The organism is Namhaeicola litoreus (genome assembly GCF_042679565.1).
GTDB lineage: Bacteria > Bacteroidota > Bacteroidia > Flavobacteriales > Flavobacteriaceae > Namhaeicola > Namhaeicola litoreus.
The window spans coordinates 658,262-682,721 of sequence record NZ_JBHTMY010000002.1; the positions used below are offsets into that span (position 1 = coordinate 658,262).

The 24,460-nt window shown below is 36.3% G+C and carries 18 protein-coding genes and 1 other RNA gene; 8 read left to right on the top strand and 11 right to left on the bottom strand.

What is annotated here, in order from left to right:
• Window positions 1–125 precede the first annotated feature (125 nt).
• Window positions 126–545, bottom strand: coding sequence for a 3D domain-containing protein (locus tag ACFQ39_RS04775; RefSeq protein ID WP_377176845.1), 420 nt, complete (start codon window positions 543–545; stop codon window positions 126–128).
• A gap of 141 nt (window positions 546–686) precedes the next feature.
• Here ACFQ39_RS04775 and ACFQ39_RS04780 point away from each other — a divergent pair, with 141 nt between their 5' ends.
• Complete coding sequence (locus ACFQ39_RS04780; RefSeq protein ID WP_377176846.1) at window positions 687–875, top strand: hypothetical protein; 189 nt, start codon at window positions 687–689, stop codon at window positions 873–875.
• A 374-nt stretch (window positions 876–1,249) separates the two neighbouring features.
• Here ACFQ39_RS04780 and ssrA read toward each other — a convergent pair.
• Window positions 1,250–1,645: a transfer-messenger RNA gene (gene ssrA / locus ACFQ39_RS04785) on the bottom strand.
• 121 nt (window positions 1,646–1,766) lie between these two features.
• Between ssrA and ACFQ39_RS04790 the strand changes: the two genes are divergently transcribed.
• Window positions 1,767–2,972: an NAD(P)-dependent oxidoreductase gene (locus ACFQ39_RS04790; RefSeq protein WP_377176847.1), complete on the top strand. Its 1,206-nt coding sequence runs from the start codon at window positions 1,767–1,769 to the stop codon at window positions 2,970–2,972.
• 202 nt (window positions 2,973–3,174) lie between these two features.
• Entirely contained in the window at window positions 3,175–5,727 is a 2,553-nt protein-coding gene (locus ACFQ39_RS04795; protein ID WP_377176848.1) for an adenosylcobalamin-dependent ribonucleoside-diphosphate reductase, read from the top strand.
• A 70-nt stretch (window positions 5,728–5,797) separates the two neighbouring features.
• On the opposite strand, the gene recJ is transcribed toward ACFQ39_RS04795, so the two are convergent.
• The 7 genes from recJ to ACFQ39_RS04830 all read right to left on the bottom strand — a co-directional run bounded on the left by recJ (window position 5,798) and on the right by ACFQ39_RS04830 (window position 12,678).
• Complete coding sequence (recJ, locus tag ACFQ39_RS04800) at window positions 5,798–7,504, bottom strand: single-stranded-DNA-specific exonuclease RecJ (protein ID WP_377177536.1); 1,707 nt, start codon at window positions 7,502–7,504, stop codon at window positions 5,798–5,800.
• Between the two features lie 98 nt (window positions 7,505–7,602).
• Window positions 7,603–8,181: a nicotinate (nicotinamide) nucleotide adenylyltransferase gene (gene nadD, locus ACFQ39_RS04805; protein ID WP_377176849.1), complete on the bottom strand. Its 579-nt coding sequence runs from the start codon at window positions 8,179–8,181 to the stop codon at window positions 7,603–7,605.
• Window positions 8,182–8,191: 10 nt separating this feature from the next.
• The gene (gene gmk, locus ACFQ39_RS04810; RefSeq protein ID WP_377176850.1) at window positions 8,192–8,767 is read right to left on the bottom strand and encodes a guanylate kinase; all 576 of its coding nucleotides are present in this window, start codon (window positions 8,765–8,767) and stop codon (window positions 8,192–8,194) included.
• A 1-nt stretch (window position 8,768) separates the two neighbouring features.
• Complete coding sequence (locus ACFQ39_RS04815) at window positions 8,769–9,626, bottom strand: YicC/YloC family endoribonuclease (protein ID WP_377176851.1); 858 nt, start codon at window positions 9,624–9,626, stop codon at window positions 8,769–8,771.
• A 60-nt stretch (window positions 9,627–9,686) separates the two neighbouring features.
• Window positions 9,687–10,589 carry a DMT family transporter gene (locus ACFQ39_RS04820; RefSeq protein WP_377176852.1) on the bottom strand — a complete coding sequence of 301 codons (903 nt, stop codon included), beginning with the start codon at window positions 10,587–10,589 and terminating at the stop codon, window positions 9,687–9,689.
• An 88-nt stretch (window positions 10,590–10,677) separates the two neighbouring features.
• A complete protein-coding gene (locus ACFQ39_RS04825; RefSeq protein ID WP_377176853.1) occupies window positions 10,678–11,286 on the bottom strand; it encodes a superoxide dismutase in 609 nt (202 codons plus the stop codon).
• A gap of 117 nt (window positions 11,287–11,403) precedes the next feature.
• Window positions 11,404–12,678, bottom strand: a complete 1,275-nt coding sequence (locus ACFQ39_RS04830) for a hydroxymethylglutaryl-CoA reductase, degradative (RefSeq protein WP_377176854.1) — start codon at window positions 12,676–12,678, stop codon at window positions 11,404–11,406.
• A gap of 133 nt (window positions 12,679–12,811) precedes the next feature.
• Here ACFQ39_RS04830 and ACFQ39_RS04835 point away from each other — a divergent pair, with 133 nt between their 5' ends.
• From ACFQ39_RS04835 to ACFQ39_RS04855, 5 genes are all read left to right on the top strand, one after another.
• Window positions 12,812–15,001, top strand: coding sequence for a S9 family peptidase (locus ACFQ39_RS04835; protein ID WP_377176855.1), 2,190 nt, complete (start codon window positions 12,812–12,814; stop codon window positions 14,999–15,001).
• Between the two features lie 13 nt (window positions 15,002–15,014).
• Complete coding sequence (locus ACFQ39_RS04840) at window positions 15,015–16,403, top strand: peptide MFS transporter (protein ID WP_377176856.1); 1,389 nt, start codon at window positions 15,015–15,017, stop codon at window positions 16,401–16,403.
• Window positions 16,404–16,463: 60 nt separating this feature from the next.
• The gene (locus tag ACFQ39_RS04845; protein ID WP_377176857.1) at window positions 16,464–18,224 is read left to right on the top strand and encodes a peptide MFS transporter; all 1,761 of its coding nucleotides are present in this window, start codon (window positions 16,464–16,466) and stop codon (window positions 18,222–18,224) included.
• Window positions 18,225–18,325: 101 nt separating this feature from the next.
• Window positions 18,326–18,871 carry a thioredoxin family protein gene (locus ACFQ39_RS04850; protein WP_377176858.1) on the top strand — a complete coding sequence of 182 codons (546 nt, stop codon included), beginning with the start codon at window positions 18,326–18,328 and terminating at the stop codon, window positions 18,869–18,871.
• A 69-nt stretch (window positions 18,872–18,940) separates the two neighbouring features.
• Window positions 18,941–20,791 carry an ABC-F family ATP-binding cassette domain-containing protein gene (locus ACFQ39_RS04855; RefSeq protein WP_377176859.1) on the top strand — a complete coding sequence of 617 codons (1,851 nt, stop codon included), beginning with the start codon at window positions 18,941–18,943 and terminating at the stop codon, window positions 20,789–20,791.
• Here ACFQ39_RS04855 and ACFQ39_RS04860 read toward each other — a convergent pair.
• Window positions 20,788–21,498, bottom strand: a complete 711-nt coding sequence (locus ACFQ39_RS04860; protein WP_377176860.1) for a 3'-5' exonuclease — start codon at window positions 21,496–21,498, stop codon at window positions 20,788–20,790. The genes ACFQ39_RS04855 and ACFQ39_RS04860 overlap by 4 nt on opposite strands.
• 109 nt (window positions 21,499–21,607) lie before the next feature.
• Window positions 21,608–24,424, bottom strand: coding sequence for a TonB-dependent receptor (locus tag ACFQ39_RS04865; protein WP_377176861.1), 2,817 nt, complete (start codon window positions 24,422–24,424; stop codon window positions 21,608–21,610).
• Between the last annotated feature and the right edge of the window lie 36 nt (window positions 24,425–24,460).

The window sequence follows — 24,460 nt, forward strand, 5'->3', positions numbered from 1 at the left end:
ACCCAAAAAAAACGCATAAATGATCGCAACCTTTAAATAGGATATTTGATGAAGCGTAACTCATTAGAAAAGTAGACCTGTATAGCAGAAACTGATAAGGGGCAAAAGAGGTGATGATATGACCACTATTTTTTTTCTTTTTCCCAGCTAATGGTCACTTTTTTCTTCCCCCAGTTTCTTGCCGCAGTGATGTCGTTACCCATATAGATATCGATCCTTTTTTGCCACTTCCTATGCATTTTATCCAGCACTTTATAAGTGCCGGGAAGCCCCGATATCTTCACTTCGGTATTGTGTTTAAGTCCTAAAACAATGAGGTCTCTCGACACGGCAATACATTTCATCCCTGGTTTTAATTCATCACCCCAGGCGGTCGTTGTGGGATGGTCAGGATTGGTTTGGGCTTTCGTTGAGTTATAAGCGGAGGCAGTCACTTCCATGGTAACCGTCTCCGTCTTCTCACATCCGATCAATAAAAAAAGTACGAGCAAAAAATGGAGAGTGATTAATGACCGATTAAAGGTTTTTTGTCGCATATTTTTCATATTACTTCTGTTAAAAATTTACAATTCCCAACCCTAACCCGAGGATAAAGCAAGAATACAACCCAACCTTTTCAGCAAACTTAGAGGACCTTGGCCTAAAGTTATTGAATTAAAAAAAGGAGTGCAACCTTTTTTAATAAAATGGTCTGTCAAGAATTAATTTTACCCACACCTGCATATTGGGATTTTAGTATTGAGAGATTAGATCTTCGAAAGATAAAACATCCTAGCTTGGCAGCGGATGAATTACAACTTACTGAGCCAAAATTGCGAAGTAGACAGAGTGTCAAAAATATGCTCTACATGATATTAGTGATGGGTCGGGTATAACAGAGCAAAGATCTGGTTAACCGAAATTTACTGCTGCATGTATAGAACGGTTTAACGCAGCTAAAATTCATCAGAATTGGGACCATTTGCGAATACAAAAGCCTATTGATAAAGAAATGAAAAGCACTAAAAGCAAGATGAAAAGAAAATGTTTATAACCAAAAGACATCCAAATTCTCATTGCAAAAACAGAAGCATTTACTGGCCACAATAGAAGAGTTTTATAACTATTTAAACATCCAATAACACGCAATGATAGACCCTATATAATAGGGTTGAATCTATCAAAACACAATAATTCTGGTGGATATATGGGTTTGATTTACAATAAAAAAAACCGTAGATAATTATTTTATATTACCTACGGTTGATAAAAGTGGAGATGGAGGGACTCGAACCCTCGTCCAAACAAGCAACCAAATTACTTTCTACATGCTTAGTTTTTATTTGATTTTCTGCCGGTGGCCGACTAAAAACATTCTACCACAAGCCTAGCTTCATAGAGTTTCAAAATACAAAAGAAGCCATTGTATTTCTAGGTTTACTTTCACGATGCCTCTATACAGATTGCCGTATACCAGGGCCCTCTAGAGACATTTAGCTTTTCCGCCTTGCGGAACGAGGCTCATCCTACTGTGAATTCAGATTAAGCAGCTAAAGCGTAGTTATCTTCGCCGTTTATAGTTGTGAAATCGCGTTTTACGAGATCTATTTCATGACTCGACATGCTTATAATCCGACTGATCTTGCAGTCAAAACCGGTCATCCCCAAAATTGTAAAGAACTTAATTGACAAAGGTATAAAAATCTCATGCATTAATTTGAATATATTGCCAAAACCAAATACTTTTGAGCAAATTCTATACCAATTTTTACTATAACTCTTTGCCTATGAAGTTCGCCATTATTAAAGAAAGAAAAAATCCACCCGACAAAAGAGCGGTTTTATCTCCCAATGCAGCAGATGAGCTTCAACAAATGTTTCCTCAGGCTAGGGTAATTGTTGAAAGTGATACCAATCGAACTTTTTCTGATCAGGAATACCGACAAAAAGGTGTTGAAGTAAAAGATCAAATAGAAGATTGTGATGTGTTTTTAGGCGTAAAAGAAGTGCCGGTTGAAGCCCTAATTCCAAATAAAAAATATTTTTTCTTTTCACATACCATCAAGAAACAACCTTATAACAGAAAGTTATTAAAGGCAATCCTAGAAAAGAATATAGAATTATATGACCATGAAGTGATCACTTATCCCAATGGTGTCAGAGTAGTGGCTTTTGGAAGATATGCAGGAATTGTAGGCGCTTATAATAGTCTGCGTACCTTAGGTCTAAAAACTAAATCATATGTCTTACCTCGAGCAAATTTGTTAAAAGATCAGGCGGAATTGATTACGGAACTCAATAAAATTAGTTTTCCAAAGGTTAAGATCGTATTGACAGGGAAAGGTAGAGTTGGAAATGCCGCTAAAGAAATTTTGGCCGCAGCATCCATTAAAGAGGTAGCCCCGGAAGATTTTCTCAACAAAGATTTTGACGGAGCCGTTTTTACACAGATCGATGTATTGGATTATAATAAAAGAAAAGATGGCAAGGTATTAAACATGCAAGATTTTTTTGATCATCCTGAACAATACGACAGTGATTTTATGAAATTCGCAAAGGTGAGCGATGTTTTTATCGCCGGACATTTTTATGGAGATGGCGCACCCTATTTATTTACGCGAGAAGATGCCCGAAGACCTGATTTTAAAATCAAAGTAGTAGGAGATATCAGTTGTGATATAGACGGACCTGTTGCTTCTACTTTACGCGCTTGTACCATTGCAGATCCGAATTACGGTTATGACCCCAAAACCGAGTCTGAAGTAGATTTTATGCAAGCCGGTGCCATTGCAGTAATGGCTGTTGATACACTTCCTTCAGAACTCCCAAGAGATGCTTCTGAAGGTTTTGGGGAAAGCTTTTTAAAGGAAGTCATTCCCGCTTTTTTTAACGGAGATAAGGACGGCATCTTACAGAGGGCACAAATGACAAAAAATGGAAAGTTGACAGAAAAATTCAAGTACTTACAAAAATATGTCGACGGAATCGAATAACTTATTACCATCATAATGAATTATTTATGCTATAAACCCAATTCTATTGGGTTTTTTAATTTAACATCAATTTTATTTCCCTCTTTTCTTCAAAAAAAATATTAACTGTAATTTGTTAATAAGAATCTGCGTGTTAAAAAAAATGAAAAATGAATTGTTCTAATTTTAAGCATCGATTTAAAAAACCAAAATTTATTTGAGAATGACTGAAGAGAAAGTACAGCTGGACAAATTTACTTATGATGAAGTATTAGAGGCCTCGATGGCCTATTTTAATGGCGATGAATTAGCAGCCACCACATGGATCAATAAATATGCTATAAAAGACCATGAGGGCAATTTTTCAGAAAAAAGTCCGGATGATATGCATCGTAGAATGGCAAAAGAATTTGGGAGAATTGAATCTAAATATGCACAAACAACCTTTAATAAAGAGCTGCTTTCAGACTACGGAAAGAAGAGAGAAGAATTAAGAGAGCAAGACATTTACCAGCTTTTTAAAGATTTCAAATACGTTATTCCTCAAGGGAGTGTGATGTACGGTTTAGGTAATAAAAAAGTAATTGCCTCTTTGTCTAACTGCATCGTTATTCCACCTACATATGATTCTTATGGTGGAGTTTTTAGAACCGATCAGCAAATGGCCCAATTATTCAAAAGACGTTGTGGAGTTGGCGTGGATATTTCTCAGTTAAGACCAAAGAATGCTGAAGTATCTAACGCCGCAGGAACAACTACAGGTGCGGTATCTTTTATGCATAGATTTTCAAATACCACACGAGAAGTTGCCCAAAATGGTAGAAGAGGTGCTTTGATGTTGACAATGGACATCGCACATCCCGATATTGAAGATTTTATCACGGTAAAACAAGACCTCACCAAAGTAACCGGAGCCAATATCTCCATTCGTTTATCAGACGAGTTTATGCAGGCGGTAGAAAATGACAGTGAATTTACCTTGCGTTGGCCCATTGATTCTAAATCGCCAAAATATACCAAAACGATACAGGCCAAAGAGTTGTGGAATACCATCATAAAAAGCGCCCATAACACAGCAGAACCAGGATTGATTTTTTGGGACAGACAGCATTATTACTCAACTTCTTCCTTATATCCCGGCTTTAAAAATTCATCTACAAATCCTTGTTCTGAAATCGCCATGCAGGGTGGAGACAGTTGTAGATTAATTGCCATCAATTTGTACAATTTTGTAGAAAACCCCTTTACCGCTAAAGCAAAATTTAATTATAAAAAGTTCTATGAGGTGGTTTATGAATCACAAAGATTGATGGATGATTTGGTTGATCTGGAATTAGAAGCGGTAGATAGAATTTTAGATAAAATCGCTAATGATCCGGAGCCTGATTTTATCAAACAAACAGAGGTAGATACCTGGAAATTATTACAAGAAACAGGTAAAAAAGGAAGAAGAACCGGTTTAGGCTTTACAGCACTAGGCGATGCAATCGCTGCATTGGGGATTAAATTTGACAGTGAAGATGCCTTAAAAACCGCTGAAAAAATGATGCGTACAAAACTTTCTGGCGAATTCGACAGCAGTATCGATATGGCCATAGAAAGAGGAGCGTTCGAAGTATTTAACAGAAATATTGAAGACAAGTCGGAATTTGTTCAAATGATGAAGGCCGAATTCCCTGAAATCTATCATCGTATGATGGAATACGGGAGAAGAAATATCTCTATCAGTACGGTGGCACCAACAGGATCGCTAAGTATGCTTGCTCAGGTATCATCTGGAATAGAGCCAGTCTTTTTACTCTCTTATAAGCGAAGAAGAAAGATCAACTCGGCAAATCAAAATGCTTCGGTAGATTTTGTGGATGATTTAGGTGATGCTTTTGAAGAGTTTACTGTGTACCACCAGAAATTAAAAACCTGGATGGAAGTAACCGGTGAAACCGATGAAACAAAGAGTCCTTATTTTGGTGCTACAGCCCCTGAAATCAACTGGGAAAAAAGAGTTGAATTACAGGCAATGGTACAAAAATATACAACCCATTCCATCAGCTCTACGATTAATTTAGCCAGTGATGTACCTGAAGAACTAGTAGGTGATATTTATCTAGATTCTTGGAGAAAGGGGTTAAAGGGTATTACCGTTTACCGCGATGGATCTCGAAGTGGAATTCTTGTTTCTAATAAAGAAAAGAAAAAAACTGAGGAAAAACCAACGTCTTATAAAGATACAGCATTTCCAAAACGACCAAAGAAAATTGAGGCAGCGGTTATTCGCTTTCACAACGAATCAGAAAAGTGGCTGGCTGTTGTGGGTCTTATCAATAATCGCCCCTATGAAATTTTTACCGGTAAAATGAAAGATTCTTTCAATTTACCACAATGGGTAGAAAAAGGTTGGGTTCTCAAAAAACGTACAGGCGAAAAAAATGCCAGATATGATTTTCAGTATGTTGATAAAGAAGGTTATAAAACAACCATAGAAGGTTTGTCAAGATCTTTCGACAAAGAATATTGGAATTATGCCAAATTAATCTCTGGGGTATTGCGCCATGGAATGCCGATGCCTTATGTCGTAGATTTAATTCAGAATTTAAGCCTTTACGACGAACACATCAACACCTGGAAGAACGGAGTTTCAAGGGCTTTAAAAAGATTTGTACCTGAAGGTGCAGAAGCGGCAGATAAAAAATGTCAGGAATGTGGTGATCCCGAAGGCTTAATCTATGCCGAAGGTTGTTTAACCTGTAAAAGTTGCGGACATTCGAAGTGTGGATAAGAAAATATTGATTTTAAATTAAAGTGTTTCATGTTTAAGAACGCCTGTTGAGTTTTTCAATAGGCGTTTTTTATGATAAATCTTCCGCACAGATATCTTTTAAATTGAGCTGTAAACTCACCTGTCCGTTAAAATGATTTTCTTCAATGGTAAACACCGCGTCAAAAGGTTTTCCGCTGCAAATCACAGGATATTTATGACCCAAACCAAAACCAATGGCACCATAGGTTTGCCCTTCTCCTCCACCGATGACATTTACTTTTAAATGTTTTTCATCTGCCCCAACTTTTCTGCCATACCCATTGTCTCTTAGGCCAGTAGTTAAAAATACAGGTTTCATATTCATCGGACCAAAAGGACCAAATTGCTTTAATACCCGATAAAATTTGGGCGTAATCTCGGTTAGGTCGATTTCTGAATCTACCAAAATTTGAGGCTCCAATGAAGTTTCTGGAATTGAATTCTTCACTACTTCTTCAAATTTTCTTTTGAAATGATCATAATTTTCAGGTAAAAGTGTGAGTCCAGCTGCGTATTTATGTCCCCCAAATTGTTCAATAAATTCAGCACATTCTTCCAAAGCATTATACACATCAAAACCTGAAACCGATCTTGCCGAAGCCGCTAATTTCCCATTGCTCGAGGTAAATACGAGTGTAGGTCTGTAATAATTTTCTATAAGTCTGGAAGCGACAATCCCAATAACGCCTTTATGCCAATGTTCGGCATAAACCACGGTAGAGAATTGGTTTTCCTCCTGAAGTTCTATTATTTGTGCAAGTGCTTCTTTTTCTATCTCTTGCTCGACCGCCCTTCTATCTTGGTTGTTTATTTCAATTACTTCAGCGTATTTTTGAGCTTTGTCAATGTTTCTTTCTGTCAAAATTTCTACGGCATATCGGCCGTGTTTCATTCTACCCGCCGCATTGATCCTTGGAGCAAGGGTAAAGACCAGATCTGTGATGGTATAATGTGATTTGGTCGAGCTTTTAAGCATAGCTTCAATTCCGGGCCGAGGATTCTCATTGATCATTTTCAGACCGTAAGTAGCCAAAATTCTGTTTTCTCCTGTAACCGGAACGATGTCCGCGGCAATCGCAATGGCGACTAGATCTAAATATTCATAGAGGGCCTTTTGAGCAAGTCCTCTCGCAAACTGCAATGCCTGAATTAATTTAAACCCGACACCACACCCACAAAGTTCATCGTATGGATAAGGGCAATCTGTCCGTTTAGGATCTAAAACAGCTGCAGCAGCAGGGATAGTCTCACCAGGTCTATGATGATCGCAAATAATAAAATCAATTCCTTTTTCTTTAGCGTATAACACTTTATCGATGGCTTTTATCCCACAGTCTAATGCGATGATCAATGTAATTTCATTATCCGATGCAAAATCAATTCCTTGAAATGAAATCCCATAACCCTCCTCATATCTGTCAGGTATATAAGTAGCTACTTTAGGATAAAATTCTCGTAAATAAGAATAAACCAATGAAACTGCGGTAGTTCCATCTACATCATAATCACCATAGATCAAAATCGCTTCCTCCTTTTGAATCGCCAATAGTATTCTATCAACGGCTTTTTGCATGTCCTTCATCAAAAAAGGATCGTGTAAATCATTTAGGGTTGGCCTAAAAAATTTCTTCGCTTTTTCAAAATCATCAATGCCTCTCATCACCAATAATTTTGAGAGTGTTTTATCTATCCCCAGTTCAAAAGACAATTGCTCTATTTTTTTGTTTTCCGGAGATTGTTTAGAGATCCATTTCATCATAAATTTGTCAAAACCTATCTATTAATGTCATAAGATAAAAAGGTAAACATCTTTTTTGTGTTTTAAGAATCTTATGGGAAGTTAAAAATAGTTACCTATTTATAGAAATTCATTTGATCGATATATTTCCATACCCTTTCAGGTAACATAGGGCGGATATCTTTTTTTTGTTTAATTGCTTTGCGGATAAAAGTAGATGAAATTTCTACAATGGGCGCATCGATTAATTTGTATTTCCCTTTATAGTTTACAAAATTGGCCTGCTTTTCTGAAAACATTCTGGGATATACGTAAAGACTGTAATTCTCTAAAAGCACCTCGAAATTCTTCCATTTGTGCAAAGATTGGAGATTGTCTTCTCCCATAATCAAACAAAACTCTTCCTCAGGATATTTCTCTTGTAAATAGGCCAATGTATTCACAGTATAATTAGGTTGAGGAAGGCCGAATTCTATATTTGATGGTTTGAGTTTTGAAAAGTCTTCTGTCGCCTCTTCCACCATTCTGTATCTATGCAAATCGGCCAATAAAGAGTTTTTCTTTTTGAGTGGATTATGTGGAGTAACCACAAACCAAACCTCATCCAAGTCAGAATATTCTGCCATATAATTTCCAATAATCATATGTCCCATGTGGATAGGATTAAAGGTGCCAAAAAAAAGTCCGATTTTCATTTCTGTAAGCCTAGCTTTTTATAAAATCTGATACAATTTTCTCTGCTTCTATCTTTGCGCTTTCCAAATTATCATTGACCAACACATAATCGAAATCCTTTGCAAATTCTAATTCTTTGCCTGCCTTTTCCAAACGCTCTTTGATCTTCTCTTCTGAATCTGTCTTTCTATTTCGCAACCTGGTTTCCATTACTTCTATGCTTGGAGGTTGCACAAATACAGCCAATGTATTCTGAGGAAATTTTTCTTTGATGTGAAGTCCACCCACGACATCAATATCAAAAATAGCCACTTTCCCATTTTGCCAAATCTTTTCTACCTCAGACAAAAGTGTGCCGTAAAAATTGTCTGTATATACCTCTTCCCACTCTAAAAAATCGTCGTTTTTAATATGTTCCTGAAATCTTTCTTTTGAAATAAAATGATAGTCTTTACCATCAATTTCTTGTCCGCGTTTGGGTCTTGATGTAGCAGAGATAGAAAATTCTAATCCTAGTTTTTCCTGATTCAATAAATGGTGAACGAGGGTAGTTTTACCCGAGCCGGAAGGTGCAGAAAAAACAATGAGTTTTCCTTTTTTTGTCATGCTATAAAATATTGAGCAATTGCTCTTTTATTTTTTCCAGTTCGTCTTTCATTTGAACCACCAAATTTTGCATGGGGGCAAAGTTCGCTTTTGATCCAATGGTATTTATTTCTCGACCGATTTCTTGTGAAATAAACCCTAACTTCTTTCCATTAGAAAGTTGGGTTTTCATTTCTTTTTTGAAATAATCCAAATGGTTGGTCAATCTTGTTTTTTCTTCGGTAATGTCGAGTTTTTCTAAGTAATAGATCAATTCCTGTTCAAATCGATTTTCATCCACGGTAACCGTCAGTTCAGAAATAGCTTTACGCAATCTTTCTCTAACTAAAACCAATCGCTCCTCATCTAAGGCTATAACTTCGTCAAGTAGTTTTTCTATGGTTTCTATTCTCAAAATTAAATCTGCTTCAAGAAACTTTCCTTCTTCCAGCCTGAATTCAGTTAAGCCTTTAACAGCATCTTCAATGGTAGCTGTTACGCCTTCCCATTCTTCTATGTCTAGTTCTTCTCTTTCAGTTTTTAAGACATCAGGTAACCGCATGGCAATCGACAAATAGTCTTCTTCTATTCCGTCATTGATCTGTTTTAGCTGTCCGATATAATTTCGCACCAATAATTCGTTAATCCGAGTACTTTGCTCTTCTTCTGTTTGTTCTATATAAATGCTCAGATCAATTTTACCTCTTTCTAATGATTTTGACAAAAGTCTGCGAATGTCACCTTCTTTCTCTCGATAAAGTGAAGGAATTCTTGCGTTTACATCAAGGTTTTTACTGTTTAATGATTTTACTTCTACAGTTACTTTTTTTGAAGGCAATTGTAATATCGACTTGCCAAAACCAGTCATGGAATAGATCATAGAGAAAATTTAATTTGCGCAAAGTTAATCAATTTCGAGCTTTTGAAATCAGAGCAAATTTTAAGTCGTTTCACGCGTTTTTGTTTTTGGCTTGGAAGTGACCAAATAAACACCCGTAAAAATGAGTATCGTAGCCAATACTTTAATTAAATTCAAAGAATCGCTTCCCACAAGAATGGCATAAATACTAGCGATTACCGGTTGTAAATAAATAAAAATACTCAGGGTGGTTGCTTTTAGTTCGCGCAGTGCAAACATATTGAACATATAGGTTAAAAATGTTGTTATTAGAACAATGTAACCCATTCCAATCCATGCTGCATTGGGCAATGCCTGCCAGTTTACTTGTTTGAGTTCTGCAAAACCAAAAGGAAGAACCAGAAAAAATCCAAAGAGGTAAATCCATTTTGCAAACGTTAGGGGGTGGTATTTTTGGGTAAGATTTCTGATTAAAATGAGGTAGAGAGCATAAGAGGCCGCATTGAAAAAAACCAAGAAATTACCCATCATTCCACTTTTGCCAAGTTCTAATTTCTGACCGTATAAAATCAGCAACAAGGTGCCGCTTAAACCAATAAAAATACCGAGAATTTTAAGCGGTGTTGTTTTTTCTTTGAGGATCAATGCCGAAAAACTCAATACCAAAACTGGAGTAATCACCATGATCACTGCTGCGCTTATGGGTGTTGTCATACTCAATCCTTTAAAAAAAGTAAGCATGTTTAAAGCACAGCCGAAAAAGGCAGCCAAAAAGATTCTGATAAAATCTCTGGTCTGAATTTTCTCTTTTTTAATCGTCAAACCTACAAGCCAAAAAAGAAGACCGGCTACAGAAACCCTAAGTAAAATAAAGCCAAATGGCTTTATGTAAGTGGGCATAACATCTTTGGCAACCGTAAATGCCGCACCATAAAAAAGTGAGGCTAAAAAGGCAAAAATAAAAGCAATTTTTCTGGAGCTCACGAAACTCTATTTAGAAGAACAAAAGTAGTCTTTAAAAAACAAGAACCACGGAAAATTCCGTGGTTCCATTTAATTTATGTACTACCTTTTATTTACCTGCTCCGTATCTTTTTGATACTTCTGCCCAATTGATCACATTAAAAAATGCGTTGATATAATCAGGACGTCTGTTTTGATAATTCAAATAGTAAGCGTGCTCCCAAACATCTAATCCTAAAATCGGTGTTCCTGCACAACCAATTCCGGGCATAAGGGGATTGTCTTGATTAGCAGTAGAACAAACTTCTACTTTTCCACCCTTGTGTACACACAACCAGGCCCAACCAGATCCAAATCTTGTGGCTGCTGCTTTTGAGAAGGCATCTTTAAAACCGTCGAAACTTCCAAAAGCATCGTTAATTGCTTTAGCCAAATCTCCGGTAGGTAGGCCTCCTCCGTCTGGTGACATCACCAACCAAAAAAGATCATGGTTATAAAAACCTCCTCCATTATTTCTAACAGCAGCATTGTTCAGATCTAATCCCGTTAGTATATCTTCTATTGATTTTCCTTCAAGATCTGTTCCTGCAATAGCATTATTTAGGTTCGTTGTATATCCGTTATGATGCTTTGTATGATGAATTTCCATAGTTCTCGCATCAATATGTGGCTCAAGAGCATCGTATGCGTAGGGTAATTTTGGCAATTGAAATGACATAATTTATTCGTTTTAGTGGTTATTTTTTAATTTAATCAAAGATACACAGAATTCTGCAGTTTTTTTTCTTCAACCATAGATTCTCTGTATCGTTAGATAGTTATTGATTATGATTTTTTATGCTAATCTGAGTTTGTGCAAGGCATTTGCTACCTCATTATATGAAACTGTTTTTCCTCTAAACTGATCGACAAGGATTTTCTTTTCATGTACATTCGCCTCTAATTGGTTCAGGATATTATTGAGGTGCATTTTCATATGACCTTCTTGAATTCCTGTAGTTGTCAAAGCTTTTATTGCGGCAAAATTTTGTGCCAAACCTGCAACGGCTACAATTTGCATCAGTTCTTCTGCCGAGGGTTGATGCAACATTTCAAGTGATAGTTTTGCCAAAGGATGCAATTTTGTCAATCCGCCAACTGTACCCAGAGCCAAAGGAATTTCTATCCAAAAACGAAATTCATCGCCCTCAATTTTTGCATGCGTCAAACTTCTATATTGACCATCTCTTGCCGCATATGCATGAATTCCAGCCGCAACTGCCCTAAAATCATTGCCTGTAGCCAAAACAACGGCGTCTATTCCATTCATGATACCTTTATTATGGGTAACCGCTCTATATGGTTCAACCTCCGCAATTTGGACCGCCTGCACAAATTTTTGTGCATAAAACCTAGGGTTTTCGTCAAAAAAGTCCTCTATTTTGCAGCTGACTTCTGCACGTACCAAACACTCTGGAACATAATTAGATAAAATACTCATAACAATTTGTATTTCATCATTTTTAATCGTGTTGGCCATCTTTTCCAAGCATGAATTTATAAAATTTGCACCCATGCTGTCTTTGGTCTCAAAAGTGACGTATAATTGATAATAGTCTTTTAAATCAGATGTTTTGTCTATTAGTTCTATATCTAAAATTCCCCCTCCTCGCTTTCGCATGTTTTCAGTAATCGCCGCGGTTTCTTCAAAGAGTTTGGGTTTGATCTGTTTAAAAGTTCTCTGCAATTCCTCTTTGTCTCCGGCGTACATAAAATGAACATGTCCAACTTTTGTGGTAGAAAGAACTTTGGCCTTAAAACCTCCGCGAGAACTCCAAAATTTAGCCACCAATGACGCTGCTGCCACCACAGAACTTTCTTCAATGCTCATCGGTATTGTATAAGTCTTCCCATTAATAATAAAGTTAGGTGCTATGGCATAAGGAACGTAAAAATTGGAAATGGTGTTTTCGATAAATTCATCATGAAGAGACTGGAGCTTTTCATCCGCATTCCAATATTTTTTTAAAACTTCTATTCCTTTTTCCTTTTCTTGAAAGAAATTTTCTGCCAGCCAATCTATTTTCTGCTGTTTACTAAACTTGGAAAAACCCGCAATTAATTTTGTCATTTATATAGAAAATAAGTGAAATACAAAGATAATGCATCAGCTTAGTTAAAGTAATTAAAAGATGATAAAATGCTGCTTCCAATCCATAATTTTTCCGTAAAATTGGCAGCTAAAAGCAGATAATTTCATATCAATGAGAAAAATTAGTATTCTTTTTTTGCTTGTTTTTTCATTTTTGCAAGCACAACAAAAAATTACCTTAGAAGATATATTTACCGATGCAACTTTTAGTGAAAACAGTTTGGAAGCCTTTCATTCTATGCAAAATGGAGACTTTTTTACACTGCTGAATTACTATAGAAATGGCATAAGCTTAGATAAATTTGATTATGCCACACTTTCAAAAATAGAAACGATTGTATCGAGCGAGGACTTAGGATTACCCTCATTTGATAATTATGTTTTTAACCGTGACGAAACCAAAGTTATCATAGGAACAGACACTGAAAGTGTTTTTAGACATTCTGAACTGGGCATTTTCTATGTCTATGAAATTGCTACTAAAAAAATCGAAAAAATTAGCGATCATAAAATTCAAGAGCCCACTTTTTCTCCCGATGGCAGCAAAGTAGCTTATGCTTTGAATAACAATTTATTCGTTAAAGATTTGTCAGGTGGAAAAACCACTCAGATCACGAAGGATGGAGAACGAAATAAAATTATTAATGGTATCACAGATTGGGTGTATGAAGAAGAGTTTTCTTTTGTGAGGGCTTTTGAATGGAATGGAAATTCTGATAAGATTGCCTTTATACGCTTTGATGAAACTGATGTGCCTGAGTTTTCTATGGACATATATGGCGATCAACTTTACCCCGATCAATTGACTTTTAAATATCCTAAAGCCGGAGAGAATAATTCATTGGTGAGTTTACACCTTTATGATTTGTCTTCCAATCAGCTAAAAAAAGTGGCACTTGGTGAAGATCAGCAATATTATCTTCCCAGAATTCAATGGACCAATGAACCAAACACGCTTTCTGTGACCACGTTAAACAGACATCAGAACAACCTTAATTTAATTTTTGTGGATGGAAAGTCATTAAAATCCAAAGTAATTTTAAATGAGAAAGACAATGCCTATGTAGATATTAATGATGAACTTACATTTTTGGGTGACAACAGTTTTATATGGATGAGTGAAAGAGATGGTTTTTATCACTTGTACCATTATAATAGCCAAGGAAAATTGATTAATCAAATTACCAAAGGAGATTGGGAGGTGACCAACTATTACGGTTTTGACGAAAAATCTAAAACTGTTTTTTACCAATCTACTGAAGAAGGTTCAGTGAACAGAAGTGTTTATTCCATAAAAATAAATGGCAGCGACAAGAGGAAACTCAGTGAGAAAGTTGGAACAAATGATGCTTTCTTTAGCAATAGTTTCAATTATTATGTCAATGAATTCTCTAACGTAAACTCTGCCACATCTTACACTTTAAATGATGCCAAATCTGGAATAATTCTGAAATCGATTGTAGACAATTCAGAACTAGAGAAAAAAAACCTGGACTATAAAATACCAAATAAAGAGATTTCAGAGTTGAAAACCAAAAATGGAACATACAATATGTTCATCATGAAACCGATAGATTTTGATCCTTCAAAAAAATATCCTTTGTTGATGTATCAATACTCCGGACCCGGTTCTCAATCGGTGAGCAATTCTTGGTTTAATTACCGAGATTATTACCATGCCATGCTGGTACAAAACGGATTTATTGTAGCTGTTGTAGATGGACGTGGTACAGGATTTAAGGGGCGTGATTTCAAGAAGGTAACTTATAAAGAGTTAGGAAAATACGAAATTGCTGATCAGATAGAAGCTGCCCTTGAACTAGGTAAACTAAATTATATCGATCAAAACAGAATTGGTATTTGGGGTTGGAGCTATGGTGGTTATATGAGTTCTTTGGCCATTACCAAAGGGGCTGATGTGTTCAAAATGGCGATTGCAGTGGCACCTGTAACTTCCTGGCGATTTTATGACGCTGTGTATACAGAACGCTATATGCAAACACCTCAAGAAAATGCAAATGGTTACGATCAAAACTCGCCCCTCAATTTTGCACACCTGCTAAAAGGAGACTATTTATTGATCCACGGTTCAGGCGATGACAATGTACATGTCCAAAATTCTATGCGAATGGTAAATGCCTTGATAAAAGAAAATAAAGATTTTGACTTCTTTATTTATCCTGATCGCTCACATGGTATTAATGAGGGTGAAAACACGCGATTACATTTGTTTGAAAAAATGACTAAATTTATCCGTGAATCACTCGGAAAAACCGAAGGTTTTTCATCTACAAACCCTTAAAATAGCTTAAATCATGTATGATGCTAATGCAAAAGCTCCAGAACAACAAGAACTTTTTGGACATCCAAAAGGTCTATTCATTCTATTCTTTACCGAAATGTGGGAACGTTTTTCTTATTACGGAATGCGAGCCATATTGGTTTTATACTTGGTACAAAAGACAACTGATGCCAACCCAGGTTTAGGATGGACAAATACTGAAGCACTTGCTCTTTATGGTTGGTATACGATGCTTGTTTACTTAGCTTCTATACCCGGAGGTTGGATTGCAGATAAATACTTGGGGCAAAAAAAATCTGTACTATACGGAGGTATTTTACTGGTTGCGGGTCATGGAATTCTTGCCGTTCAGGCAATGTGGGCATTTTATACCGGTCTTGCCTTAATTATTTTAGGAGTGGGTATGTTAAAACCAAATATTTCAACCATGGTTGGAGGACTTTATCCCAAAGGGGATATTAGAAGAGACAAAGGATTTACGATCTTTTATATCGGAATTAATATTGGTGCTTTTTTATCGAGTTTAATAGTAGGTTATGTGGGCGAAGTACACGGTTGGCACTATGGATTTGGTCTCGCCGGAATTGGAATGGCATTAGGATTATTTCAATATTTATACGGACAAAAATACCTCAAGAATGTGGGTAATTTTATTGGTGTTTCAAAAGATCCCGAAGAACAAGCTGCACTTAAAAGACCGCTCACCAAAATTGAAAAAGACCGATTAGTTGTACTTTTTATATCATTTTTGCTGGTCATTGTGTTTTGGGGTGCCTTTGAGCAGGCCGGTGGTTTGATGAATATCTATGCCAAAGAAAAAACAGACCGGGTTCTTTTAGGTTTTGAAATACCTGCCTCAACATTTCAATCACTCAATGCCTTTTTTATTATCATTTTGGGTACTGTTGTTGCTGCCTTTTGGGCCAATAGAAAATTAAAAGGCAAAAAAGCTTCCTCTATTTTTAAAATGATCATTGGTCTCATTGTGATGGGAATAGGTTTCTTTTTTATGTCAGCAGCATCCGCACAATTTGAAGCAAATGGTTCTTCGGCTATGTATTGGCTCGTACTTGCTTATTTGTTTCATACACTCGGAGAACTTTCATTGTCTCCAGTCGCCTTATCTTTTATTACCAAATTAGCACCTCTAAAATACGCCTCCATAATGATGGGTATTTATTTCGCAACAACTGGTTTAGGTAATAAAGTAGCAGGTCTTTTAGGAGAATCGGCCTCTGAATTAGGTGAGTTTACTGTATTTACAGGAATTGCTATTTTCTGCGTTGCTTTTGGTCTGCTGGTCATGTTGTTTATTAATAAACTCGAAGCACTAACACATGGCGCGGAAGACAATGAGCATATAGTAACAGATAAAGAAAAAGAAGAACTAGCCTCCCATTAAATAATACGCCTCAAAGACATTTGGCTTTGAGGTTTTTTTATGATTTGAAAATTACTATTTATGAATACAGATGTTGAAAACCTATTTAAAGACAAGGTAATAGGTCACCCTGCAGGGTTATTTATCCTATTTTTTACAGAAATGTGGGAGCGTTTTAGCTATTACGGTATGCGCGCGCTTTTGGTTATGTTCTTTACCGCCGCTCTCATTGATGGTGGCTGGGGTTGGCCCAGAGAGCATGCTTTTGCTATTTTCGGTACCTATACCTCACTTGTTTATCTATCAACATTATTAGGTGGTTATTTTGCAGATAAAATTATAGGTTTTAGATGGGCTGTGGTTGTTGGAGCATTACTCATGACCTTAGGTCATGCCAGTATGGCTTTAGAAACACCATTCTTTATCTACACAGGTTTAACACTATTGGTCTTTGGATCCGGTTTTTTTAAACCCAATATGACTTCGATTATTTCGGAGATGTACAAAGAAAAACCCGAAAAGAAAGATGGTGCGTATACCATTTTTTATATGGGTGTAAATGCCGGAGCTTTTTTAGGAATCCTTTTATGTGGTTACCTGGGTGAAAAAGTAGGTTGGAGCTGGGGATTTGGACTGGCAGGAATCTTTATGTTTTTTGGCTTGTTACAATTTTGGTTTGCTCAAAATATTTTTGGTGATATCGGTAAAAAGCCAATTAAAGTTGAAAAAGATGACAAAAACGCTTTAGCATCAGTTGATGAAAATGGAGATAAACTAAATCCTTTTACTAACTTTCAGTTGGTTTTAATCTTTGTGGCAGCGGCACTCGGTCTTGCCTGGATTTTAAATGATCCGGTGTCTAAAATATCAGAAGGCGCCTATAACCTCTTCAATTTTTCAATTTTTGGTTTGGATGGCCCTAATTTTATTATTCTTTTAGCCCTTGCCTTGTTTATCTTATTGTTGTTCATACGAATCCCAAAATATAGCAAAGTAACACGCGATAGAATGTTGGCGGTTATCTTTTTTGCATTTATTACTATATTCTTTTGGGCCATTTTTGAGCAAGCTCCTGGTTCTTTAACTATTTTTGCCCGTGATTATACACAACGTGTTTTGGAGGGTAGTTCTGGCTTTACCTTTAAAATAGTAAACTCTTTGATGACAATTGTTCCTCTTGGAATTATCACCTGGGTTTTATTACAATTATTCAAAAAAACCTTTAAAAAATATGCACTTTCAAACATCATTTTATCCTTCAGTTTTGTCATCATATGGGCCATTGCTATCTGGATGCTAAGTGAAGAGTTTAAAAAAGATGTTGCCGAAGTTCCAGCTTCATGGTTTGGCGTTTTAAATTCATTGTTTATTATTACCCTTGCTCCTTTATTTTCAAGATGGTGGGAGAGTAAATACAATCCTAATGCCAACATGAAATATGCCATTGGGATGATCTTATTGGGCTTGGGTATGGCTTGGGTAGCCATTGGCTCCGCCTCTATTCCGGCGGGTGCAAAAACAGCTTCAGTAAGTATGATTTGGCTTATTCTAGTTTATTTATTCCATACCATGGGAGAACTATGTGTTTCTCCGGTAGCCTTATCTTATGTGAGTAAGTTGGTGCCTGGGAGAATGATTGCCATGATGTTTGGTATTTGGTATTTAGCCGTTGCGATTGGAATGAAAATGGCCGGTATTTTTGGTGAAACGTCTGAAGCAATTGCCCAAGAAAAAGGATTAAGTCATTTCTTTTGGTTACTTACGGGTATTGCCATTGGTTTGGGTGTGCTATCCGCAGTACTTTATCCAGTGATCAAAAAATTAATGCACGGTGTACGATAAGTAATTAATGTTACCCAAGGAGATCTTAAAACGATGGAAATACAATAAATTGGTATTTTTGGCATTCTTATTGTTCCCAGTAGGGTTAAAATGGTTTTAAAATGAAGAATTGGATTTTTATCGGTATGCTATTTATCTTTTTGGGTATCAAAGCTCAAGAAAATAAAATCAATTGGATGTCTTTACCAGAAGCCATTGAGGCGCAAAAAACAAATCCGAAAAAAATAATGATGGACGTTTATACAACGTGGTGTGGTCCTTGTAAAATGTTGGATAAGAATACATTTCAAAATAAAGACGTCAGTGATTTTGTAAATAAAAACTTTTATGCAGTAAAATTTAACGCTGAAGGAAATGAAAATCTGAGTTATCAAGATCAGGCTTTTAGCAATCCCGATTTTAATCCTTCGAGTACGGGGCGAAACGCGCAACATCAATTAGCACAAGCCCTTCAAATTACCGCTTATCCAACCATTTACTTCTTTGATGAGCAAGGCTTGCCCATTATGCCCATTCCGGGATATCATACACCTAAACAATTAGAATTGTATCTCAAACTTTTTTTGAATGACGATCATAAAAAGATCGAAACGAAAGAAGAATGGGAAAATTATCAGACTACCTTTCAATTTGAATTTGAAGGATAGTTTTATTTGAATCTTTTTTAGGTGTCTGCAAATGTGCAAAATTGACTTACTTTTGCACAAATCTTTGTTGTGAACTACTTATCTGTTGAAAATATATCCAAATCGTTTGGAGAACGTGTCCTTTTTGAAAACCTGTCTTTTGGTATCAATAAAGACCAGAAAATTGCTTTGGTCGCCAAAAATGGGACAGGGAAAACAACACTGTTGAATATCGTTGCTGGTTTAGATGAGCCTGATACGGGAAATGTGGTTTCCAGAAACGGTTTAAGAATTGCCTATTTATCGCAAAAAGATGCTTTGGATACGGCTTTAACCATAGAGGAAACGATATTGTCCGCAGAAAATGAAACTTTGAGAATTATTGCCCAGTACGAACATGCCCTTGAAAATCCAAATGACGCAGAAGCTTACCAAAAAGCTTTTGAATTAATGGAACTTCACCAAGCTTGGGATTATGAAACAACATACAAGCAGATTCTATTTAAACTAGGTTTATCAGACATTCATCAATTGATTAAAAACCTATCTGGAGGTCAGAAAAAACGTCTTGCCTTAGCCATTGCTTTGCTCAACCAACCTGACCTGCTTATTTTGGATGAACCTACAAACCATTTAGACCTAGAAATGATTGAATGGTTAGAAAAATACCTCCACAAAGAAAATATGACTTTGTTTATGGTAACGCACGACAGGTATTTTCTGGAACGGGTTTGTAATGATATTATCGAATTAGATAACGGGCAATTATATCGCTACAAAGGAAACTATTCTTATTTCTTACAAAAGAAAGAGGAGCGCGAAATGAACGAACAAACAACCGTAGAAAAAGCCAAAAGTTTGTTTAAAGATGAATTGGAATGGATGCGACGACAGCCAAAAGCTCGTACCACGAAATCCAAATCGAGAATTGATGACTTTTTTAAGATCAAAGAAGTAGCTTCTCAAAGAAGAAAAGACCATCGCGTACAATTGGAAATCAATATGGAACGTTTAGGTTCTAAAAACGTAGAACTTCATAAAGTTTCTAAATCGTTCGGAGACCTTGTCTTGCTTGATAAATACGATTATAACTTTTTGCGAGGGGAACGAATTGGCATCATTGGAAAAAACGGAACAGGGAAATCTACTTTTTTAAACATCATTACGGGTCAGATTCCTTTAGATTCAGGTAAAGTATCCATCGGAGAAACAGTCAAATTTGGTTATTACCGTCAAGCAGGATTAGAAGTAATTCCGGGTGAAAAAGTGATCGAAGTGATTCAAAAATTTGGTGAATATATTCCACTGACCAAAGGCCGAAAAATTAGTGCCGGACAGCTTTTAGAAAGATTTTTGTTCGACAGAAAAAAACAATACGATTTTGTAGAAAAACTGTCGGGAGGAGAAATTAAGCGACTATTTTTATGTACGGTTTTAATTCAAAATCCAAACTTTCTGATTTTAGATGAGCCCACCAATGATTTGGATATTGTTACGCTGCAGGTACTAGAAGATTTCTTGCTCGATTTCCCGGGAAATTTGTTAGTGGTCTCACATGACAGATATTTTATGGATAAAATTGTAGACCATTTATTTGTTTTTGAAGGAAATGGAAATGTACTCGATTTTCCTGGTAATTATTCCGATTATCGCGCTTATGAAGATTCAAGCCCTTCAGAAAACACCTCATCAAAACCCTCAGAAAAAACGGTAGAAAAAAAGTCTGTCTTGTCTTATTCTGATAAGAAAGAATTTGGCCGACTGGAAAATGAAATTGCAAAACTCGAGAAGCGAAAAAAAGAAATAGAAAACCTCTTTGCAGAAAATAAAGTGCCGGAAAATGAGATTGGTGAAAAGTCTGTTTTACTGCAAACGGTTATGGAAGAACTAGCGCAAAAAGAGAATCGTTGGCTGGAAATATCTATGAAACTGGAAGATTAATTTTCTACAAACAAAACCTGATCTTCCTCTAATATGGGTTGATGAGTTAATCGTAAATATACCTGAGCTACTGCCAAAGTGTCTCGTTCACAATATTTTACGATTCGAAGTAAGTCTTGATCTTCGTAATACACCTTCGCCACCTGACTTCCATCGATATCTTCTTTTGGGGACGGGATTCCCAAAATATTTGTGAGTAGATTGAGGGAAGTGTAATGTTTAAAATCTCCGAATTTCCACATTTCCATGGTGTCGAGATGCGCCACCTCCCAAGGTTTTTTGCCAAATAGTTGTAGTTTTTCGGGTAAAGCTATCGAGTGCACGATCATCCGCCTTGCGATAAAAGGAAAGTCGAATTCTTTGCCATTATGAGCACAAAGTACCTGTTCGGGTTTCGAAAAAAACTTGTCGAGGAGGTTTTTAAACGCCAATAAAATTTTTCGTTCGTCATCTCCAAAAAAAGACTTGATCCTAAATGCTGGTTTTTCCGAATGGAGATCAAAAAAACCGACAGAGATACATATAATCTTTCCAAATTCTGCCCAAATACCGGCGCGTTCATAGAACTCATCTGCCGTTATTTCATCTTTTCTTTGATAAGCTGTTTTCTTTGAAAAGAGTTCTTGCTTAAGGGGATCTAATTCTGCAAAACTCTGGGTTTCAGGAACAGTTTCAATGTCCAAAAACAAAATATTTTTTATGTTCATGAGGGCTATTTTAATTTTTATGAAAATAATCCTCAAAAGTAAACATAAAAAAGGCTACCCAATTCTCGACAAAAAATCGGATAGCCAGAAAAGAAATAAAAATTATCTTTTAGAATTTATAAGCATAGCCGAGAGAGATACCTCTACCTGGGCTCAATCTTGAAAAGATCTGATCCTGTGCTTTGAAGGATTGATATTTACTTTCCAAATCATCATCGAGGATATTTTTTATACCGAAATTGATGCTGGAATTTAATTCTTTCCCAAAAGATTTTGTGAGGTTAAAATTTAAGCTATGAAATGGCATAGTATACACATCTGGTACGTCTCCCGTTCCAACAACCTCTAGTGTTTCTCCTTGCATATTATAAAATAAACCCGCTTGCCAACCTCCTTCGTCATTACCATAACTAAATCCAAAATTTACCAAATAGGGCGATTGTCCCTGCAATTCTCTTGTCTTTTCAAGTCTCTCACCATCTCTTAAACTCAATCTTCTGGCTTCTAATTCTTCTTCACTCATTTCCAATTCAGATTTAATGAGAGATAAATTCATGCTAAAATTCAAATCCTCCCAAGCTTCGCCAAAAAAGCCAAAATCCTTTCTCACTTCAAACTCTGCACCATAAACAATCGCATTTCCAAGGTTTTTGGGTTGTAATTGATCTGTCGCAGACAAGAAATAGGTCAACTCAATAGGATCTGTGAAGTTTTTAAAGAATCCACTTACAGCAAACATCTGAGTATTCGTTCCAAACCTTTCATAACGTAAATCCATATTGTCTACATAAGTAGGTTGAAGATCTATATTCCCGTTAAACGTCAAACTTGAAAGCGGGTCAAAAATTTGAACAATAGAGGCTTCTTTAAAAGAGGGTCTTGCGGTTGTTCTCGCATAAGACATTCTCAAATTTGTATGATCTGTTACGCCGTAAATTAAGTTCAGCGATGGGAAAAAATCGGCCTTATCAAGTACCTTTTGATTGTCATATACCACATCTCCAAAGTTATTTTGCCCGGTATAATAGTGATCGAATTTCTCAAATCTTACTCCTAAAATCGATTTCAATTTTTCTGTGATCTGAAACTCTTCGGAAACAAAAACTGCAGCAACCGTTTGGGTAGCATCATAAGTATTTGCCGGTTCGAAGTTTCCTTCTACATAAGATCCAATACCTGATTTAACCGTCCAAATATTCTCAGGTTCTAACAAAGCATCTGCATTTCCCCTAAATTCTTGTCCAGCCCCACCTTGTAGTCTTATTCTGTAATTATCGATGCTAAAATCTCTGTTTTTGAAAGTATATGCACCTCCAAAAATAAGTTTTGCTTGCTTGTTAAATAAAGTGTGTCTTTTTTGCACATTGACATTTCCAACCGCATTGATCTCCTCTAAATTTCTCCAGATTCTAGAAGGGTTACCGGCAGAACTCGGACTTATACTATAAATATCTGTATCAGGTTCGTATCTAAATGGCGTAACCCGTACATCTTTATCATCAATTCTTGAATAGGTTGGAGATAATTTCCATTCTGTCACCCAAGATCCATCCTCGTTAGAATGTTTTCCTGTGAGCAGAGCGTTGGAAATTTGACTTTGTTTGTATTCAATATTGTCTTTAAAAACCTCGACAGCATCAGCAAAAAGAATTCTTTGTTGCAAATAACCTGCTGTAGACAAACCATTTTGAATATGCATAAAATTGAGTTTGTACTTACTTTTTGTGGTTTTTAAAGTTAATCCTGCCAAACCACTCCAAAGAATATTGTTTCTTCCCACATCTCCTATCTGCCCTGTGGCTAATTCGAGCTCATTAACAGATTTGTCAGAGGATTTTCGGTAATAACCATTTTCAAAATTTTCGTAAAAAATATACTGTTCACGGTAAGAAAAAGATGCCAAATAGCCCAATTTTTTATCTTCCCCGATATTGAACTGATTTCCGGCAGTGAAACCAAAATTCGTATCCATATAACTGTCCTTTCTTTTAGCCTTCATTTCGGGATTGAATTGTTCTGTAATAACAGTCAATAATGGATTTTTATCAGATGGTGTTGGAATATATTGCTGACGATTTATTGGTAAGGTTCTCAATCCACTATCAAAACCAAATTTATCTCCATTACTTCCTTGTGAGCTCAAAAAGTTCGAATTAAAACTCATATTAGGATTGTATTGAATCCCAAGCGAGACACTGTACTCTTCACTATTTGGTAATTCTTTGGTTATAATATTGACCATACCACCCGTAAAATCTGCAGGCAGATCTGCCGTAGACGATTTTACAACTTGAACATTCTCCAAAATATTGGTAGGAAAAATATCCATTTGAACTGTATTTCTATCAGGGTCTAATCCAGGAATATCAACTCCATTAAGGATTGATTTGGTATATCTATCTCCCAAACCCCTAACGTATACATATTTTCCACCTTGAACAGATACACCGGGAACATTTCTAACGGCAGAAGCAAGGTTACTGGCCCCTACCTTTTTAAAACTCTGCGCCGACATCCCATCGAGTAAATTTACAGAACGTCTTTGTACATCTAACATAGATGCTTCGGTATTTTCTGCTGTTTTAACAGATACAACTACCTCATCTAGTTGATTTGATAATGGCCCCAAAGAAGTATTTAGTTCTGTTACTTTGCCTGGATTTATTACAACATCCGTAACTTCAATGGTTTCATAACCAATAAATGAAAAAACGATCACATAATTTCCAGGTTCTAGCGTAAGCTCATAGGCTCCTTCAAAATCTGTAGTAGTCCCGCTGTTTGTTCCTTTTACAATTACATTGGCGAAGGGAAGTACGTCATTAAATTCTTTGTCTTGTATTACCCCGGTCAAAGTACCTTTTTGGGCTAAAATTGTTCCCGTGATCATCATTAGAAGGATCACAATTGTCGATTTCAACTTCATCTTTTTATTTCTTTTCTTATTTCTAATCTAAAAAAT

Excerpts from the sequence above, each read along its gene's own strand:
- ACFQ39_RS04860 (WP_377176860.1), bottom strand. The coding sequence starts at position 21,498 with ATGAACATAAAAAATATTTTGTTTTTGGACATTGAAACTGTTCCTGAA.
- ACFQ39_RS04830 (WP_377176854.1), bottom strand. The coding sequence starts at position 12,678 with ATGACAAAATTAATTGCGGGTTTTTCCAAGTTTAGTAAACAGCAGAAA.
- ACFQ39_RS04850 (WP_377176858.1), top strand. The coding sequence starts at position 18,326 with ATGAAGAATTGGATTTTTATCGGTATGCTATTTATCTTTTTGGGTATC.
- ACFQ39_RS04845 (WP_377176857.1), top strand. The coding sequence starts at position 16,464 with ATGAATACAGATGTTGAAAACCTATTTAAAGACAAGGTAATAGGTCAC.
- ACFQ39_RS04815 (WP_377176851.1), bottom strand. The coding sequence starts at position 9,626 with ATGATCTATTCCATGACTGGTTTTGGCAAGTCGATATTACAATTGCCT.
- nadD (WP_377176849.1), bottom strand. The coding sequence starts at position 8,181 with ATGAAAATCGGACTTTTTTTTGGCACCTTTAATCCTATCCACATGGGA.
- ACFQ39_RS04825 (WP_377176853.1), bottom strand. The coding sequence starts at position 11,286 with ATGTCATTTCAATTGCCAAAATTACCCTACGCATACGATGCTCTTGAG.
- ACFQ39_RS04780 (WP_377176846.1), top strand. The coding sequence starts at position 687 with ATGGTCTGTCAAGAATTAATTTTACCCACACCTGCATATTGGGATTTT.
- gmk (WP_377176850.1), bottom strand. The coding sequence starts at position 8,767 with ATGACAAAAAAAGGAAAACTCATTGTTTTTTCTGCACCTTCCGGCTCG.
- ACFQ39_RS04775 (WP_377176845.1), bottom strand. The coding sequence starts at position 545 with ATGAAAAATATGCGACAAAAAACCTTTAATCGGTCATTAATCACTCTC.
- ACFQ39_RS04865 (WP_377176861.1), bottom strand. The coding sequence starts at position 24,424 with ATGAAGTTGAAATCGACAATTGTGATCCTTCTAATGATGATCACGGGA.
- ACFQ39_RS04795 (WP_377176848.1), top strand. The coding sequence starts at position 3,175 with ATGACTGAAGAGAAAGTACAGCTGGACAAATTTACTTATGATGAAGTA.
- ACFQ39_RS04790 (WP_377176847.1), top strand. The coding sequence starts at position 1,767 with ATGAAGTTCGCCATTATTAAAGAAAGAAAAAATCCACCCGACAAAAGA.
- recJ (WP_377177536.1), bottom strand. The coding sequence starts at position 7,504 with ATGAAATGGATCTCTAAACAATCTCCGGAAAACAAAAAAATAGAGCAA.
- ACFQ39_RS04835 (WP_377176855.1), top strand. The coding sequence starts at position 12,812 with ATGAGAAAAATTAGTATTCTTTTTTTGCTTGTTTTTTCATTTTTGCAA.
- ACFQ39_RS04840 (WP_377176856.1), top strand. The coding sequence starts at position 15,015 with ATGTATGATGCTAATGCAAAAGCTCCAGAACAACAAGAACTTTTTGGA.